The following is a 15,716-nucleotide window of genomic DNA, read 5'->3' on the forward strand; positions in this document are numbered from 1 at the left end:
CGTCACCCGGATCTGCCTGCGTCCGCCAGGTCGCTGGCGGCGATATCCGCCACCCGCTCGATGTGCACCACGTCCTTGTCGAGATGCGCCTCTAGCCGCGCGACGGGGTTCCAATAGGCCACGGCGCCGCCGAGCAGCGCGAATGCAAGCGCGCGAAACCATCGCTGCAGAACCGACTCGCGCATGGCCCAATTCCCTTTTCCGCCACGTGAGAGGCTTTGGGCTAGCGCGGCAGAACTGACGGAGAGATGAACAGGCTTGACCCTGGTCGCGGCACGTCCGAAGCGGTGCGCCGGGGAAGGGAAGTTCCATGACCAAGTCCGCCGGGCATCCAGTTTCGCACCGCCGCATCCTGCTCGCCAGCCTGGTGGGCACTTCGGTCGAATTCTACGACTTCTACATCTACGCGACGGCCGCCGCGCTCGTGTTTCCGGCGCTGTTCTTCCCGGCGGAGGACCCGACGGTTCGCCAGCTGCTGTCCTATGCCAGCTTCAGCGTGGCGTTCTTTGCGCGGCCATTGGGCGGTCTGGTATTCGGCCATTTCGGCGACCGGCTGGGGCGCAAGTCGACCTTGGTCGCGTCGCTGATGCTGATGGGGCTGTCGACGGTGCTGATCGCGTTCCTGCCCACCTATGCGATGATCGGCTGGGTGGCGCCGGCATTGCTGTGCCTGATGCGCTTCGGCCAGGGGCTGGGACTGGGCGGCGAATGGGGCGGCGCCAGCCTGCTCGCGGTGGAGAACGCGCCGCCGGGCTGGGCCAATCGCTATGGCAGCTTTCCGCCGCTCGGCGCGCCGGTCGGGTTTATCTTCGCCAACGGCTTCTTCCTGGTGCTCGGCGCGGTGATGAGCGACGGGCAGTTCCGCGAATGGGGATGGCGACTGCCGTTCCTCGCAAGCGGGCTGCTGGTCGGGCTAGGGCTCTGGGTGCGGCTGCGGCTCACCGAGACCCCTGCGTTCGTGAAGGCGGCGGAGGCGGGGCCGCCGCCCCGCGTGCCGATCGGCGAACTGCTGCGCACGCAGCTGGTGCCGACCATCGCCGGAACGGTGGGCACCGTCGCCTGCTTCGCCCTTTTCTACATCGCGACGGTGTTCGTCATCGGCTACGGCACCAAGGATCTCGGCTACGACCGCGAGACGTTCCTTGGCGTCGAGATGGCGGCGATCCTGTTCATGGCGGCCGGCATCGTCACCGCCGGCGTATGGGCCGACCGCACCAGCGCGACGACGATCCTGATGCGCGGCTGCATCCTCACCGTGCCGGTGGCGCTGGTGATGGGGTGGATGGTAGCCGGCGATGCCTTGCCGCTGCTGTTCGTCTGGCTGGCCGCCGCGCTGTTCGTGATGGGGCTGGTCTATGGCCCGCTCGGCGCTTGGCTGCCCAGCCTGTTTCCAGCGCGGGTGCGCTACACCGGCGTTTCGGTGACCTTCAACCTGGGCGGGATCATCGGCGGCGGGCTCACGCCGCTCATCGCCGAGACGCTGGTGAAGCGCGGCGGGCTGCTGTGGGTCGGCGGCTATCTGTCGGGCGCGGCGCTGCTGAGCCTCGCCGGACTGTTGCTGATCAGGCGACGCGCAGCAGCGTAAGCCGGGCCTTGCCGTGGACGCGGGAGACGTCGACGGTAAAGCCCGCGACATCGATCTCCTCGTCCTTCGCCGTCTCGATGCTGATCCAGGTGGCGGGCCCGGCCCAGCCCAACCGGCCGAGCTTGTCGAGCGCGACCGAACCCGCGCCGGTGCCGTAAGGCGGGTCCATCAGGATCAGGTCGAGCGGCTGCGGCGCCGGACCCAGCGCGAGCACCGAGCCGGGCCGCACCTGCGCGCGCGTTGCGCCGAGCTTGGCGATGTTGGCCTTGAGGGCGTCCAGCGCCGGCTTGTCCTGTTCGACGAACAGGCAGGAGGCGGCGCCGCGCGACAGCGCCTCCAGCCCCAGCGCGCCCGAGCCAGCGAACAGGTCGGCGACTGCCAGTTCCTCGAAGCTTCCGAGGCGGCTGGTCAGCATCGAGAACAGCGCCTCGCGCGTGCGGTCGGCGGTCGGGCGAGTCGTCTCACCCTTGGGGGCGGTGAGCGGTCGACCGCGCCAGGTTCCTGCGATGACACGCATCAGGTGCGGGTCCGCGGCGGACGGCCGGGCTTGCCGCCCGGTTTGGCCGGCTTGCCCCGCCCGCCGGCAGGACCGCGCGCCGGAGGCGCGTTGCGATCGTTGTTCCTGGGCGGACGTGGTTCCTGCGTGTCGCGATGCGCCTTGGCACGCGCGGCGCGGGCGGGCTTGGCCACGCCGCGTGGATCGCTGGCGCGTGAGTCACTGGTCCGCTCGGCGCGCTCGGGACGGTCACTGCGCGGCGGTGTCGCGCGCGGCGTGAAGCGCGCCTCGCGCGTGCGGCTGTTGTCGCTGCCGGTCTCGGAAGGCCGGCTGCGTAGCAGTCTTGCGGTGTTTTCCTCGCGCGCCGGGCGCAGGGGACGTTGCGCGGTGCCGCGCTGCGCCGCGCGCGAGGGATCGACTGTCCCCTCGGCGCGACGTGGGCGGGCGGGACCATTGTCGTCACGAAGCGGACGGTCGGCGCGCTGCGGAGCGCCGCGTGGCGGGAAGCGCCCGGTATCCGGTGCAGGTTCGCCGCGCCGGGGCCGCGCTGCCGCCGTTGCCGGCGCTTCGTCACGTACCGGCCTTGCCGCACGCGCCGGAGTCGCACGCGGCGTGAAGCGGGTGCTCGGCCGTTCCGGCTCGACTGCGCTGCGGCGGGGGCGGGCGTTGATCTGGACGGGCTCGGGCTTGGGCGGCGCATCGGCAACGCGGGCGCGCGTGGCGAATTGCAGGTTCGACGCCGCCTTGCCGCCGCCGGGTTTGGACAGGACCGTGCGGAAGGTGCTCAGGTCGGTGGGGCGAATCTCGTCGACGTCGCCGGGGGGAAGATCGCCCAGGTAGAAGGGGCCATAGCGCGTGCGGATCAAGCGGCTGACCTGAAGACCCAGATGCTCGAGCACGCGCCGCACTTCGCGGTTCTTGCCCTCGGTCAGCGTCATTTCGATCCACAGGTTGGCGCCGGTGCGCCGCTCGATATTGGCGTTGATCGAGCCGTAGCGGATGCCCTCGATCTCGATGCCTAGCATCAGCTCCTCGAGCTGCGTCTGCGTGACTTGGCCATAGGCGCGCGCGCGGTAGCTGCGCTCCACCCCGGTGGCGGGCAGTTCGAGCTCGCGCTTCAGTTCGCCGTCATTGGTGAGCAGCAACAGCCCTTCGGTGTTCAAGTCCAGCCGTCCCACCGGCATCACTCGCGGCAGGCCGTCGGGCAGCCGGTCATAGATGGTCGGGCGGCCCGCAGGATCGAACTCGGCGGTCAGCAGCCCGCTGGTCTTGTGATAGCGGAACAGCCGCGCCGGCGCCGGCGCCTCGACTGCATCCCCGTCGACCGTGACGCCTTCCAGCGACGTGAGCAGCGTGGCGGGCGTGTCGATGACCGCGCCGTTCAGGGCAATGCGCCCTTCGGCGATCATGCGCTCGATCTCGCGGCGTGACGCGATTCCGGCACGGGCTAGCAGCTTGGCAATGCGCTGCGCTTCTTTGGTGTTGGACGGGGGCACTGCGGCGATATAGCGATTATGCCGCGCGGAGCAAAAAGTATCGCGGCGCGGAAATGGCTTTCGCGCGTTTGGCTACTGGGCGGGGTGTTCGAACCCCGCCGCGTCTGGGGCGAAGCGATGTTGTTCGGGAAAAAGAAACGGCTGATCGAACGGGTCCTGATCGTTGAGGACGAGCCGCTGGTGGCGTTCGACACCGAGCATTTCCTGACGAGCGAAGGGTTCGAGATCGTCGACACCGTCGACTCGGTCGCCGACGCGCTGGCCGCGATCAACGACGCGGAGGCGCTGGACCTGGTGCTGGTCGACGTGCGCCTGTCCGACGGCAGCGGCATCGAAGTGGCGCAGGTGGCGCGGGCGCGCGGCGTGCAGGTGCTGTTCGTTACCGGCAATTGCCCGATCGAGGCGCGGTCGCTCGCCGCGGGATGTCTCGCCAAACCCTATCCGCAGCGCGATTTGTTGGCGGCGATCACCGCGATCGAAGCGGTCGTGGAGGGGCAGAAGCCCAAGCGGCTGCCCCACAGCCTGAGCCTGTTCAAGTCCGCGGCTTAGAGCGTCCGCAGGAACAGCACCGCGAAGATCAGCGCCCAGCCGAGCCCCGAGGCGGCGAGCACGAGCAACAGCGTCAGCATCGGGTGGATGGGCTCGTCCTGGCTTTCCATGAACTCGGGCGGCAGGGGCAGTAACGGCATGGCGAGGAGTCCTGTGCTGGCGGAACCCTTCCGTAGCGCACCGACGTCTCGCCTTGCATCCGGTGCGCCACGCATGCGGGCTATTCCTGAGGGGCCACGGTGTCCCGGCGATCCAGACCGCCGCTTGCCCCCAAAAGGCCGATCGGTTCTGGTCTTCCGCGTCACGCGCGCTAGTGTCTCGCCCGAATGAAGAGGGTGCAGGGTTGAGCGACAGGTTGAAGGGCTGGGCGTTGGTGCGCGCGGCGGTGCGCAATCGCAAGACGGCGGCGATGCTGGTGCTGGGCTTCGCGTCCGGCCTGCCATTCGTGCTGCTGATCGGGACGCTGAACGCCTGGCTGGGCGAGTTGAAGGTCAGCCTGGCGACGATCGGCGTGCTGTCGTGGATCGGGCTGGCTTATGCCTTCAAGTTCCTGTGGTCGCCGGTGGTCGATCGGGTGCGGTTGCCGGTGCTCGGCAGGCTGGGGCGCCGGCGGTCCTGGCTGGTGCTGTGCCAGGGCGCGCTCGCGGTGCTGTTGTGGCTGCTTGCCGCGACCGATCCGGTGACGGCGATCGGCAGCTTCGCCATCCTGGCGGTGATCGCGGCGTTCCTGTCGGCGACTCAGGACGTGGTGATCGACGCCTGGCGCATCGAAGTGGCCGACGACACCGCGACGGTGGAACTGCTCTCGGCGATCTACCAGCTCGGCAACCGGTTCGCGGCACTGGCGGGCGGCGCGCTGGCGCTGGTGCTGGCGGCGCGGATCAGCTGGCCCAGCGTGTATGTCGGGTTCGGCTTCGTGATGCTCGGGGCAGTGGCGATGACGCTGTTCACGCCCGAGGCCGCGGCCGATCCGGCCGAGCGGATGTCGCCGCTCGCCGGCCATCCCGTCCCTGAAGCGCCTAAGCGCGGAGTCGCGCTGGCGGTGGTCGCGGTCTGCTGGGCCTGGGCGATCCTGTTGCTCGGCAGCTTCATGGTTGAAGCGCTGCGGCCGGTGGCTCCCGGAGCGACCGCGCCCTCGTCGGGCACCTTCACCCAGACCTGGGGCCCGTGGATCATCGTCGCGACGGTGATCGTGCCCGCACTGGTCGCGGCCTGGACCAACCGCTTGCCGCAGCATCGCGGCGAGGAAGAGCCCGCACCGGGCGGGCTGCAGACCTTCGCCAATCACAGCTACCGCGCGCTGATCCTGCCGCTCGCCGAAATCGTCGGGCGGCTACGCTATGGCGCGCTGCTCGTGCTCGCGGTGATCCTGCTCTACCGCATCGCCGATTCGATCTGGGCGCCGTTCGCCTTTCCCTTCTATCTGGGCGAGCTTCACTACACCAATGACGAGGTCGCCTTCGCGTCCAAGCTGTTCGGCGTGGTGATGACGATCGTCGGCGTCGGCGTCGGCGGGCTGCTCCTCGCAACCTTGGGGCGCATGCCGACGCTGCTGGCGGGCGGCGTGGTGGCGGCGGCGTCGAACCTGCTTTATGCCGATCTGGCGCTGGGCGGCGCCGGCCTCGACGCGTTCTCCCACCTGTTCCTGCTCGACCGGATCGGCGTCGAGCCGCGCATGCTGCGGCTGATGCTGGCGATCTCGGGCGAGAACATCGCCGGCGGTCTCGCGGGCACCGCGTTCGTGGCATACATCTCGTCGATCACCTCGCGCGACTATAGCGCCGTGCAATATGCGCTGCTGTCGTCGATGACCTTCCTGGTCGGTGCGCTCGGGCGTGCCGCCACCGGGGAAGCGATCGAGCGCTATGGCTATGCCGATATCTTCTACGTGACCGCCGGATTGGGCGGGCTGGCGGTGGTGCTGGTGCTGGCCGAGTGGTGGCGCTCCGCCGCCGTGGAGCGGCGCGCCCGGGGCGGAGAACGCGTTCCCGCCTGACGCCGAGGCGGCAGGCCAGGTCGGCGGTTCAGAGCGGCAGGGCCATGTCGGCGAACGCCTCCGACAGCGCATGCGCGGTCGACAGCACGCCATAGGCGTCGCGGGTGCCGAGCAGGTCGGCGAGCAGCATATGCGCACCCTCGGTATTGTCGCGCACGCGGCCGAGCACATCGAGCAGCACCGCCTCGGCGCCGGTCATGCGCGGGCAGCACCACGGCGCGATCTGGATCGGGCCGCTGGCGGCGGTGGAGATTTCCGCCATCAGCGCGCGCAGCAGCACCAGCGGACGCTGGAAATGCATTCCGAACGCCGTGACGAAGGCATGCGCGACCGACGCATCATGGATGCCGTTGGTGCCCATCTGGCGAACTCCGAAGAGCAGTAGGCGGGCGCCGGCGTCCTCCGGCTGAAGAGCGGGCAGGGTGGCGACGAGGGTCTTGCCAGCGGACATGTACGACTCCTGCAACGATGACCCGACACGTCATCGCCGCTCCGCTATTGCAAGTCAATCGCAACAAAACGCGTCAGTCGGGCAGTTCGTCGTTCTGCTGGAGGACTGTCCCGGCGAGATAGAGCGAGCCGAGGATCAACACGACCGGGGCTGGCGTGTTCCGGCCCGCGATCGCCCGCAGCGCCGCGGGAATGTCGACGGCCTCCTGGGCATCCAGCCCCCGCGCGCGAGCGGCCTGGGCCAGGTCGGAAGGGGCATGATGCGCGTGCCCCGGCACCGGCACGGCGACGAGCGATTCGGCAATCGGCGCGAAGCGGTCGAGCATCGCCGCCGCATCCTTGTTGGCGAGCATCCCCAGCACCAGGTGGAGCGGGCGGCCTGCGGCGACGTCGCGCATCGCCACGCTGACCGCGTCGGCGGCGTTGGCATTGTGCCCCCCGTCCAGCCAGAGCTCAGCGTCGGCGGGAAGCAGCGCCGTCAGCGGCCCGGGGCCCAGGCGCTGCATCCGCGCCGGCCAGCGTGCGGCGTCGGCAGCCTCGATCAGGGCAGGCTCGGGGATGGCCACTTGCTGCTGGTGGCGCAGCATCGCGATGGCGAGCGCCAGATTGCCGGGCTGATGTGCTCCAGACAGAGCGGGCAGTGGCGTCTCGACACTGCCGCGGGCATCGCGATAGTGCAGCCGCCCGTCGGCGACGTGGAAGTCCCAGACCTCCCCCTGCGCCAGCACCGGGGCACCCGCCGCCTCGGCGGCTTCGCGGACCGTCTGGGCGATGTCAGGGGCATAGCGCATCGTCACCAGCGGCACGCCGGGCTTGGCGATGCCGGCCTTCTCGGCGGCGATGGCGCGGAGCGTGTCGCCGAGAAACGCCTCATGGTCGATGCCGAGCTGCGCGATGCCGGTGACTGCTGGCGCGGCGATGACGTTGGTCGCGTCCAGCCGACCGCCGAGCCCGACCTCGACGATGCATGCGTCGGCAGGCGTTCGCGCGAAAGCCAGGAAGGCCGCGGCGGTGGTCACTTCGAAGAAGCTGGCGCCTAGGTCGCCGCCCTGGTCGAGCACTTCCTCGAGCAGCGGCGCGAGGTCCGCGTCGGTGATCAGCGTGCCGGCGAGCCGGATACGCTCGTTGAAGCGCACGAGGTGCGGGCTCGAATAGACGTGCGCCCGCATGCCCGCCGCTTCGATCGCCGCGCGGAGGAAGGCGCAGGTCGAACCCTTGCCATTGGTGCCGGCGACGTGGAGCACCGGCGGCAGCCGCAACTGCGGATTGCCGACACGATCGAGCAGGCGCGTGATGCGATCGAGGCCGAGGATGTCGGCGCCGGGCGAAAGCAGGGTCAGCCGGTCGAGCTGGCGCTGGACGGCGGGGTCGGAAGAGATTGCGAAGTCCACTACTCCCTCTCTCCGCTTGCGGGGAGAGGGTCGGGGAGAGGGGCATGAGGAGGGCGCGTCGCACTGCCCCTCTCCCCGACCCTCTCCCCTGAAGGGGAGAGGGAGATCGTCACGCCGCCACCTTGTCCGGGCAGAGCAGGCCGATCAGCTGGCCCAGCTTCTCGCGCAATTCCTTGCGGTGCGTGACCATGTCGACCAGCCCGTGCTCGCGATAATATTCCGACGTCTGGAAATCGTCGGGCAGCTTTTCGCGGATCGTGTTCTCGATCACTCGGCGCCCGGTAAAGGCCAGCGTCGCGCGCGGCTCGGCGATCTGGACGTCGCCCAGCATCGCATAGGCCGCCATCACGCCGCCCGAGGTCGGGTCGGTCAGCACGACGATATAGGGCAGGCCGGCATCGTGCAGCATCTCGATCGCCACGGTGGTGCGCGGCATCTGCATCAGGCTGAGAATGCCTTCCTGCATGCGCGCGCCGCCGGATGCGGTAAAGACGATGTACGGGGCATGCGCGCCGATCGCCGCCTCGACGCCGGCGATGAACGCCTCGCCGACCGCCTGACCCATCGATCCGCCCATGAAGGCGAAGTCCTGGACGCCGATCACCGCCTTCTTGCCCAGGATCGTACCCGAAGCGTTGAGGAACGCGTCCTGCTCGCCGGTCGCGGCGCGCGCCGCCTTCAGCCGGGCGGGATAAGGCTTCTGGTCGCGGAACTTCAGCGGGTCCTCGGCGACCTTCGGGCTCGACAGCACGGTGAAGCTGGCTTCGTCGAACAGATATTGGAAGCGCAGCGCCGGTCCGATCCGCTCATGATGGTCGCAGTGCGGGCAGACATACAGGTTCTGCTCCAGCTCGCGGGTGAACACCATCGTCCCGCAGCCCTTGCACTTGTGCCAGAGATTGTCCGGGGTCTCGTCGGTGCGGGTGGTGACATAGGCGAGGGCGTTGCGGACGCGGCTGATCCAGCTCATGCGACTTCCTTGGAGGCGGCGGCCAGCGCCGCCGAAAGGGATTGGATATAGGTTCGGACCGGCCCGGGCGCGGCGGCGCCGTGCTGCCCGACCAGGTCGACGATCGCGGACCCGACCACGACTCCGTCGGCGACGCGGCCGATTGCGGCGGCTTGTTCGGGCGTGCGTACGCCGAAGCCGACGACGATCGGTAGGTCGGTCGCGGCCTTGAGCTGGGCAACCGCGGTATCGATCGACGACTGCGCCGCCTGCTGGAGACCGGTGATACCCGCGACCGAGACATAATAGACGAAGCCCGAGGCGCCGTTCAGCACCGCGGGAAGCCGTACCGCGTCGGTGGTCGGAGTGGCGAGCCGGATCACGTCCAGCCCGTTGGCGCCGAACGGCGCCAGCGTGTCGGCCTCCTCGGGCGGTATGTCGACGCAGATGATCCCGTCCGCGCCCGCCTCGGCCGCCGCGGCGGCGAACCGCGCTGGATCGGGGCGCGTCATGGTATTGGCATAGCCCATCAGCACCAGCGGCACGTCGGGATGCGCTGCCCGAAACGCGCGGACGATCTCGAGCACGTCGGCCGTGCGCGTGCCCGCGCCCAGGCTACGCAGGTTCGCCGCCTGGATCGCCGGTCCGTCGGCCATCGGGTCGGTGAACGGCATGCCCAGCTCGATCACGTCGGCACCGCCTTCGACCAGCGCGTCGAGCAGGGCGTTGGTCGCCGCCGGCGTGGGATCGCCCGCCGTCACGAAGGTGACGAGCGCGGCCCGGCGCTGCTCGCGTGCGTTGGCAAAGGCAGTGGAAAGGCGCGTCACAACGCCACGCCCAGCGCGTCGGCGACTGTGAAGATGTCCTTGTCGCCCCGGCCGCAAAGATTGGCGAGGATCACCTTGTCGCGCGACATGTCGCGGGCGACGCGCGCAACCGCGGCGATGGCGTGGCTCGGCTCGAGCGCGGGGATGATGCCCTCGGTCCTGCACAGCAGCTGGAACGCGTCGAGCGCCTCGGTGTCGGTCACGCTGGTATAGTCGACTCGGCCGATGTCGCGCAGCCAGGCATGCTCGGGCCCGATCCCGGGATAGTCGAGCCCGGCCGAGATCGAATGCGCCTCGGTGATCTGGCCGTCCTCGTCTTGGAGCAGATAGGTGCGGTTGCCGTGCAGGATGCCGGGCTCACCGCCGGTCAGGCTGGCGGCATGGCGCTTGTCGAGCCCTTCGCCCGCCGCCTCGACTCCCAGCATCTTCACGTCGGCATCGTCCAGGAACGGGTGGAACAGCCCGATCGCGTTGGATCCGCCGCCGATCGCCGCCACGAGCAGGTCGGGCAGCTTGCCGGTGCGGGCCAGCATCTGCGCGCGCGCTTCCTTGCCGATCACCGACTGGAAGTCGCGGACCAGCTCGGGATAGGGGTGCGGACCCGCCGCGGTGCCGATGATGTAGAAGGTGTCGTGGACGTTCGCGACCCAGTCGCGCAGCCCCTCGTTCATCGCGTCCTTGAGCGTCGCCGCGCCCGATGTCACCGGCACCACTTCGGCGCCGAGCAGCTTCATGCGGAACACGTTGGGCTGCTGCCGCGCGACGTCGGTGGCGCCCATATAGATGACGCAGGGCAGGCCGAAGCGCGCGCACACGGTAGCGGTCGCCACGCCGTGCTGGCCAGCACCCGTCTCGGCGATGATCCGGGTCTTGCCCATCCGCATCGCCAGCAGGATCTGGCCGATGCAGTTGTTGATCTTGTGCGCGCCGGTGTGGTTCAGCTCGTCGCGCTTGAACCAGATCTCCGCGCCCATGCCCTCGGGCGCGGACTGGCGCAGCGCCTCGGTCAGCCGCTCGGCATAATAAAGCGGGCTGGGGCGCCCGACATAATGCTCCAGCAAGTCGTCGAACTGGGCCTGGAAGGCGGGGTCCGCCTGCGCGGCGCGATATTCGCGCTCCAGGTCAAGGACCAACGGCATCAGCGTCTCGGCGACGAAGCGGCCGCCGAACTGGCCAAAATGCCCGCGATCGTCGGGCTGGGCGCGGAAGGAATTCGGTGTGTTCATAGGGATGTCACGGCTTTAAGGAATGCGGCGATCTTGTCCACATCCTTGAGCCCCGGCGCGCTTTCGACGCCCGAGGAGACGTCGACGGAGGTAGCGCCGGTTACGTCGATCGCCTCGGCGACGTTGATCGGGTCGAGCCCGCCCGACAGGCTCCACGGCAGCAGGTGGCGGTGGCCCTGCAGCAGCCGCCAGTCGAACCGGAGCCCCATGCCGCCCGGCAATGCCGCGCCTTCGGGGGTCTTGGCGTCGTAAAGGATGCGGTCGGCCGCGCCGGCGAACGCGGCGCCGGCGGTCAGGTCGGCAGCGGTCTTCACCGCAACGGCCGCCCAGACCGGACGGCGGATTCGCGCCCGGATCGCCGCGACTCGCGCCGGAGGTGTCTTATGGAGCTGCACCGCGTCAAGCCGCCCGGCAGCAACCGCGGCGTCAACCAGAGCGTCATCCGGATCGACGAACACGCCCAGCTTCTCGACGTGATCCGGCACGCGCGCGGCAAGTCCCGCCGCCTGTTCGAATTGGAGGTGGCGCGGGGAAGGGGCGAAAAACACGAACCCCACCTGCGCGGCACCGTGGCGGATGGCGGCGTCGAGCGTGTCGGGCGTGGACAGGCCGCAGATCTTGGCGAGGACGGGCATGCGCCGCCTCTACTCCCGGCAGTGCGGCTCTGTCACGTCACAGCGTGGCGGCGATATCCCGGGCGGCCTGATCCGGATCTTCGGCCTGCGTGATCGGCCGCCCGACCACCAGGATAGACGCGCCCGAATCGAGCGCCGCGCGCGGCGTCACCACGCGCTTCTGGTCGCCGGCCACGCCGTCCGCCGGGCGCACGCCGGGAACGACGAAGAAGCCGTCGGGCCAGATCGCCTTGACCGCGGCGACCTCCTCGCCCGAGCAGACGATGCCATCTACGCCGGAGGTGCGCGCCAGTTCGGCCAGCCGCAGGACCTGGGCATGCGAGTCGGGCGCGACGCCGATCGAAACCAGGTCGCTATCGTCCAGGCTGGTGAGCATGGTGACCGCGACGACCTTGGTGCCCGCCGGTGCGGCCGCCTTGGCGTCCTCCAGCATCGCGCGGCCGCCGGCGGCATGCACGGTGAGAATCGCGGGTTCGAGCGGGCGCAGCGCCTGGACTGCCTTGGCCACCGTGTTGGGAATGTCGTGCAATTTTAGGTCGAGGAAAATCGGCACGCCGATCTCCGCCATGTCGCGCACGCCCTGCCGGCCGTTGGCCATGAAGAACTCAAGGCCAAGCTTGATGCCCCCGACATGTTTGCGCACCCGCTTGGCGATAGCCTTGGCACGGTCGAGCTCGGGCGTGTCGAGCGCGACAAAGATGGGGGAGCTCATGCGCGGGTTTCCGGCACCGCGGGCTCAAGAAGAGGGTCAACGATGATCGGTGCCGGCGGGGTGGCGGCGCGGAGATCCGCCAATGCGCGTTCCAGCCCGGCTATCCGCGCGCGGGTGCGCCACCGCATCGCCTGATATGCGACCAGCGACGGCAGCAGCCCGAGGAGGAACACCAGGATCAGCAGCATGGGCAGGCTGAAGTCCGCGACAAGGCCAGTGGACAAACGGATCGTCACCGTCTCGTCGCCATTGTAGATCACGAATGCCGCGACAAGGCCGCCCAGCAACAGCCAGAACAGCACCTTCAGAAACCGCATTCCGCCTCCACTCCTACCATCACGCCGGCGACCTTAAGCCGCGAGGCCGCGCTTTGCCAGTGCCGCCGACCCGGCGGTCACCGCGCGCCTATCTCTTCACGAAGCTGCCGGAACAGGTTCGGCACGGCGGTGAGCCGCGGCTCCTCCTCGTCAAGGATCGCGTGGAAGGCACGCTGCTTGAGCGTAGCGATTCGCTCCTGGCCGAGCCGATCTTCCGGCGAGAGGGTGGAGAGCACGATATCGATCAGCCGGTCGGCGCCATGAAGCCGTCCCCACAGATAGTCGTTCTCGCGATAGGCGCGGCTGAAGAACGCGCCGAAGCTGTTGAACTGGATGCCCTTCAGCGTGGCCTCCGCGCCGCCCTGACGAATCGTGGTGGCATCGTCCGGCGAAATGCGGTCGACGCGTATCGGGTCGAACTCGTCGAGGCCCTCACCCTGGAGCAGCGGCAAGGTCGCGATGTCGAAGAACGGGAAACCGAGATGCGCGAGCAGCATCGGCCGTCGCAGATCCTCCGACAAGGCGCTGAACCCGTCGGATAGCCGCGCATCGGTGGCGGCATCGAGCGCGCGCAGCGCCATGCGCTCGGCGAGCAGGTCGAGCACCGGTCCGGCATCCTCGGTCACGGTGCGTGTCGCTTCGCGCAGATCGGCATAGGGCTCGGAGCGCTTGAGCTCGACATAGCTGGCCAGCGATTCGTAGATCGCGGTGCGCATCGGCAGCAGCTCGGCGCTTGCGTGCGGCTTTTCGACTTCGCTCAAACGCCGGGCCAGCAGGCGCAGCCGGCGGATACGGAAGCCCAAGTCATGGCTGCGCAGGAAATCGAGTGTCTGTGGGCTCGCGCCGTTCGACATCGTCGCTCCGAAGCGATCTCCGCCACGCGCCCGCACCGCAGCTGCCACCGCGTCGCGGATCTCGCGCAACCGATCGGGCTCATGGCGCGCGCCGATCGTGTAGATCAGCCGCGCGATGCGATCGATTGTGCCGTCGACCTTCAGCAGGCCATAAGCGGTGTGGCCGTATCCGGCCTTCGCGGCGGCTGCGACTTGGGCGCGGCGGCGCCAGGTGGCGACACGTTTCGGCGTCGGATAATCGAGCCACAGCGTGTAGCCGAACAGCGCCTCGACCTGCGTCTCTACCTCGGTGCGAATTTCCGAGACGATCGACAGCATCCGCTCGATCTTCTCCGAGCGGGCCGAGATCGCCTCCAGATTGTCGCGGATCGGCTGTTCGCGCGGCAGTTCGGACAGCGAGCCGATGATCGTCTGGAAGAAGCCCGGCTTGGCGTCCTGTTCCCCATAGAAGTCGAAGCGGAAATTGGGGAAGGGGTCGACGAACACGAAGCGCCGGTCGACCTGGCGGCGAGAAGGACGCTCGCGCAGTGCCTCGATCGCGGGACGGAACGGGGCGTTGGCGAGCACCGACCCGTCGATCAGCACGGCTTTTTCGGCGCGGTTGTCCTCCCATTGCTGGGGCAGCATACGCTGGAGGAAGGTGTCGCGGCTCGGCCAGTCGTCCCCGCGCTCCGCGAGCAGCGTGTCGATCTCGGCGACGCCGAACGGTGGGAAGGCGCCCGGGAAGCTGGATGTGGCCCGCGCCGCGAAAGCCAATTCGGCGGGATGGGCGAACCCTCCCGCTTCGGTGCCGCGGTCGCTGAACGGAAACACCAGCCGGTGCTCGGTCTCCAGAACCTGTGGCGGAGTATTGAGCCGGATCGTCTCGGGATGACCGCGGAAATCCGTGACCGTCACGAACAGGTCGAGTGGCTGGCCGGGGGGCAAGAGCCGATGCGAGGTCGGTCCCTTCGCCATCGCGTCGAACGCGTCGAGCAACATGGTGAGCAGCCGGGTGCCCCCGAATGGCGGCTCGAACCAGCGCGAGCGGACGAAGCGCTCCAGCTTCATCCGCACCTCGTCCCGCGCATCCGCGTCCACCGTGGCATCGATGGTCTTGCTGCGGTTCGCGACGACCCAGGCTATCGGCGCCGCCCACAATTTGGCGAAGCGGTGCGACGGCGCCTGGCGGGGCTCGATCAATGCCTCGACATCGGCGTGCGTCAGCCACAATTCGGTGAGCGGCTCCAGCGACTGCCCGGAGGTGATCGCCTGGGCCAGGAAGATCGCGTTGATCCCGCCTGCGCTCGCACCCGAGAGGATGTCGACCAGCACATGCAGGTTGACGCCGGAGGTCGTGCGGATCTGGTCGAGCAGTTCGCGGTAGATGCCGTTGCCGCCCTCGCCTGCCTGGGCCGAGCGGCTGGCGAGGGCGAGGCGCCAGATCTCCTTGGTGATGCCGTGCATGTAGACGGCAAGGCTGATGCCGCCATAACAGACCAGCGCGAGCCGCAATTCCTTGTCACGGGGCTGCACCATCAGGCTGGATGCAGCTCCGCCCAGATCGGCAGATGGTCCGATGCGGTGCGTGCGTTCAGGCTCTCATGCACCCCGCATGCCTGTATCGTCAGATTCGGTGTGACCATGATCCGGTCGAGCCGCGCCATAGGCCGTCGGGCGTGGAAGCTCTTGCCGGTGGCGGCGAAGGTGAAATGCTGGGCGAAATCGCGCAGGCACCCGCTCCCGGCACTCCATTCGTTGAGATCGCCCATCAGAACGGTCGGCGGATGCTGCGCGCTGGCGTTCAGATGTGCGATCACTGCGTGTGCCTGCCGCCGGCGCCACAGGCCCGACAGGTCGAGATGCATGCCCACCACGCGGGTTACCTGACCCCGCAGGCGGATGTCGGCGACAACTGCGCCGCGCGGCTCGAGGGAGGGCAGGTGGATGACCTCGCAGTTCAGGACCTCCGCGTCGCGGCGGATCAACAGCGCGTTGCCATGCCACCCCATCGATCGCGCGCGCATGCCGAACAGGACAGGCTTCCAGTCGCCATGCTCGGCGAGCAAGTGGCTGGTGAGAACCGCGTCGCGTGCGCCGAAGCGGCGATCGGCCTCCTGGAGCGCGATAATGTCGGCGTTGATCTCGCACAGAACCTGCAGCGTCCGCTCAGGCCGGCGCCGACGATCGGTGCCGATCGACTTGCGCATATTGTAGCTGGCAACCTTGATCATGCGCGCATCTTATCGGGTGC

Annotated in this window: 17 protein-coding genes; 3 read left to right on the forward strand and 14 right to left on the reverse strand. The window is 68.8% G+C overall.

Annotated elements, in window-relative coordinates:
- Positions 1-2: 2 nt before the first annotated feature.
- Positions 3-185, reverse strand: coding sequence for a hypothetical protein (locus tag LZ586_RS02385; protein ID WP_235078100.1), 183 nt, complete (start codon positions 183-185; stop codon positions 3-5).
- Between the two features lie 125 nt (positions 186-310).
- Between LZ586_RS02385 and LZ586_RS02390 the strand changes: the two genes are divergently transcribed.
- Positions 311-1,585 (forward strand): MFS transporter, encoded by a 1,275-nt coding sequence (locus LZ586_RS02390; protein WP_235078101.1) that lies wholly within the window; start codon positions 311-313, stop codon positions 1,583-1,585.
- Here LZ586_RS02390 and rsmD read toward each other — a convergent pair.
- Both rsmD and LZ586_RS02400 read right to left on the reverse strand, forming a co-directional pair.
- Complete coding sequence (gene rsmD / locus LZ586_RS02395; RefSeq protein ID WP_235078102.1) at positions 1,563-2,102, reverse strand: 16S rRNA (guanine(966)-N(2))-methyltransferase RsmD; 540 nt, start codon at positions 2,100-2,102, stop codon at positions 1,563-1,565. The genes LZ586_RS02390 and rsmD overlap by 23 nt on opposite strands.
- The gene (locus tag LZ586_RS02400) at positions 2,102-3,577 is read right to left on the reverse strand and encodes a pseudouridine synthase (protein ID WP_319938041.1); all 1,476 of its coding nucleotides are present in this window, start codon (positions 3,575-3,577) and stop codon (positions 2,102-2,104) included. The genes rsmD and LZ586_RS02400 overlap by 1 nt, the downstream gene beginning before the upstream one ends.
- 117 nt (positions 3,578-3,694) lie before the next feature.
- Between LZ586_RS02400 and LZ586_RS02405 the strand changes: the two genes are divergently transcribed.
- Positions 3,695-4,126 (forward strand): response regulator, encoded by a 432-nt coding sequence (locus LZ586_RS02405; RefSeq protein WP_235078103.1) that lies wholly within the window; start codon positions 3,695-3,697, stop codon positions 4,124-4,126.
- Here the strand turns inward: LZ586_RS02405 and LZ586_RS02410 are convergent.
- Complete coding sequence (locus LZ586_RS02410) at positions 4,123-4,266, reverse strand: hypothetical protein (protein ID WP_235078104.1); 144 nt, start codon at positions 4,264-4,266, stop codon at positions 4,123-4,125. The genes LZ586_RS02405 and LZ586_RS02410 overlap by 4 nt on opposite strands.
- Before the next feature lie 203 nt (positions 4,267-4,469).
- On the opposite strand from LZ586_RS02410, the gene LZ586_RS02415 reads away from it, so the two are divergent.
- A complete protein-coding gene (locus LZ586_RS02415; protein WP_319938042.1) occupies positions 4,470-6,122 on the forward strand; it encodes an AmpG family muropeptide MFS transporter in 1,653 nt (550 codons plus the stop codon).
- 28 nt (positions 6,123-6,150) lie between these two features.
- On the opposite strand, the gene LZ586_RS02420 is transcribed toward LZ586_RS02415, so the two are convergent.
- From LZ586_RS02420 to LZ586_RS02465, 10 genes are all read right to left on the reverse strand, one after another.
- Entirely contained in the window at positions 6,151-6,573 is a 423-nt protein-coding gene (locus LZ586_RS02420; protein WP_235078105.1) for a DUF6628 family protein, read from the reverse strand.
- Between the two features lie 73 nt (positions 6,574-6,646).
- Complete coding sequence (locus LZ586_RS02425; protein ID WP_235078106.1) at positions 6,647-7,963, reverse strand: bifunctional folylpolyglutamate synthase/dihydrofolate synthase; 1,317 nt, start codon at positions 7,961-7,963, stop codon at positions 6,647-6,649.
- A 109-nt stretch (positions 7,964-8,072) separates the two neighbouring features.
- Positions 8,073-8,933 carry an acetyl-CoA carboxylase, carboxyltransferase subunit beta gene (gene accD / locus LZ586_RS02430; protein WP_235078107.1) on the reverse strand — a complete coding sequence of 287 codons (861 nt, stop codon included), beginning with the start codon at positions 8,931-8,933 and terminating at the stop codon, positions 8,073-8,075.
- A complete protein-coding gene (gene trpA / locus LZ586_RS02435; RefSeq protein WP_235078108.1) occupies positions 8,930-9,739 on the reverse strand; it encodes a tryptophan synthase subunit alpha in 810 nt (269 codons plus the stop codon). The genes accD and trpA overlap by 4 nt, the downstream gene beginning before the upstream one ends.
- Positions 9,736-10,965: a tryptophan synthase subunit beta gene (gene trpB / locus LZ586_RS02440; protein ID WP_235078109.1), complete on the reverse strand. Its 1,230-nt coding sequence runs from the start codon at positions 10,963-10,965 to the stop codon at positions 9,736-9,738. Before trpB ends, trpA begins: the two co-directional genes overlap by 4 nt.
- The gene (locus LZ586_RS02445; RefSeq protein ID WP_235078110.1) at positions 10,962-11,600 is read right to left on the reverse strand and encodes a phosphoribosylanthranilate isomerase; all 639 of its coding nucleotides are present in this window, start codon (positions 11,598-11,600) and stop codon (positions 10,962-10,964) included. The genes trpB and LZ586_RS02445 overlap by 4 nt, the downstream gene beginning before the upstream one ends.
- A gap of 37 nt (positions 11,601-11,637) precedes the next feature.
- Positions 11,638-12,312, reverse strand: a complete 675-nt coding sequence (gene pyrF, locus LZ586_RS02450) for an orotidine-5'-phosphate decarboxylase (RefSeq protein WP_235078111.1) — start codon at positions 12,310-12,312, stop codon at positions 11,638-11,640.
- Complete coding sequence (locus LZ586_RS02455) at positions 12,309-12,629, reverse strand: lipopolysaccharide assembly protein LapA domain-containing protein (protein ID WP_235078112.1); 321 nt, start codon at positions 12,627-12,629, stop codon at positions 12,309-12,311. The genes pyrF and LZ586_RS02455 overlap by 4 nt, the downstream gene beginning before the upstream one ends.
- Before the next feature lie 77 nt (positions 12,630-12,706).
- Positions 12,707-15,001, reverse strand: a complete 2,295-nt coding sequence (locus LZ586_RS02460; RefSeq protein WP_235078113.1) for a patatin-like protein — start codon at positions 14,999-15,001, stop codon at positions 12,707-12,709.
- Positions 15,001-15,696 (reverse strand): endonuclease/exonuclease/phosphatase family protein, encoded by a 696-nt coding sequence (locus tag LZ586_RS02465; protein ID WP_235078114.1) that lies wholly within the window; start codon positions 15,694-15,696, stop codon positions 15,001-15,003. The genes LZ586_RS02460 and LZ586_RS02465 overlap by 1 nt, the downstream gene beginning before the upstream one ends.
- Positions 15,697-15,716: the final 20 nt, after the last annotated feature.

The organism is Sphingomonas sp. S2-65 (genome assembly GCF_021513175.1).
Lineage (GTDB): Bacteria > Pseudomonadota > Alphaproteobacteria > Sphingomonadales > Sphingomonadaceae > Sphingomonas.

Coding starts and splice junctions, on each gene's coding strand:
- LZ586_RS02385 (WP_235078100.1), bottom strand. CDS start 185: ATGCGCGAGTCGGTTCTGCAGCGATGGTTTCGCGCGCTTGCATTCGCG.
- LZ586_RS02390 (WP_235078101.1), top strand. CDS start 311: ATGACCAAGTCCGCCGGGCATCCAGTTTCGCACCGCCGCATCCTGCTC.
- rsmD (WP_235078102.1), bottom strand. CDS start 2,102: ATGCGTGTCATCGCAGGAACCTGGCGCGGTCGACCGCTCACCGCCCCC.
- LZ586_RS02405 (WP_235078103.1), top strand. CDS start 3,695: ATGTTGTTCGGGAAAAAGAAACGGCTGATCGAACGGGTCCTGATCGTT.
- LZ586_RS02410 (WP_235078104.1), bottom strand. CDS start 4,266: ATGCCGTTACTGCCCCTGCCGCCCGAGTTCATGGAAAGCCAGGACGAG.
- LZ586_RS02420 (WP_235078105.1), bottom strand. CDS start 6,573: ATGTCCGCTGGCAAGACCCTCGTCGCCACCCTGCCCGCTCTTCAGCCG.
- accD (WP_235078107.1), bottom strand. CDS start 8,933: ATGAGCTGGATCAGCCGCGTCCGCAACGCCCTCGCCTATGTCACCACC.
- trpB (WP_235078109.1), bottom strand. CDS start 10,965: ATGAACACACCGAATTCCTTCCGCGCCCAGCCCGACGATCGCGGGCAT.
- LZ586_RS02445 (WP_235078110.1), bottom strand. CDS start 11,600: ATGCCCGTCCTCGCCAAGATCTGCGGCCTGTCCACGCCCGACACGCTC.
- pyrF (WP_235078111.1), bottom strand. CDS start 12,312: ATGAGCTCCCCCATCTTTGTCGCGCTCGACACGCCCGAGCTCGACCGT.
- LZ586_RS02455 (WP_235078112.1), bottom strand. CDS start 12,629: ATGCGGTTTCTGAAGGTGCTGTTCTGGCTGTTGCTGGGCGGCCTTGTC.
- LZ586_RS02460 (WP_235078113.1), bottom strand. CDS start 15,001: ATGGTGCAGCCCCGTGACAAGGAATTGCGGCTCGCGCTGGTCTGTTAT.
- LZ586_RS02465 (WP_235078114.1), bottom strand. CDS start 15,696: ATGATCAAGGTTGCCAGCTACAATATGCGCAAGTCGATCGGCACCGAT.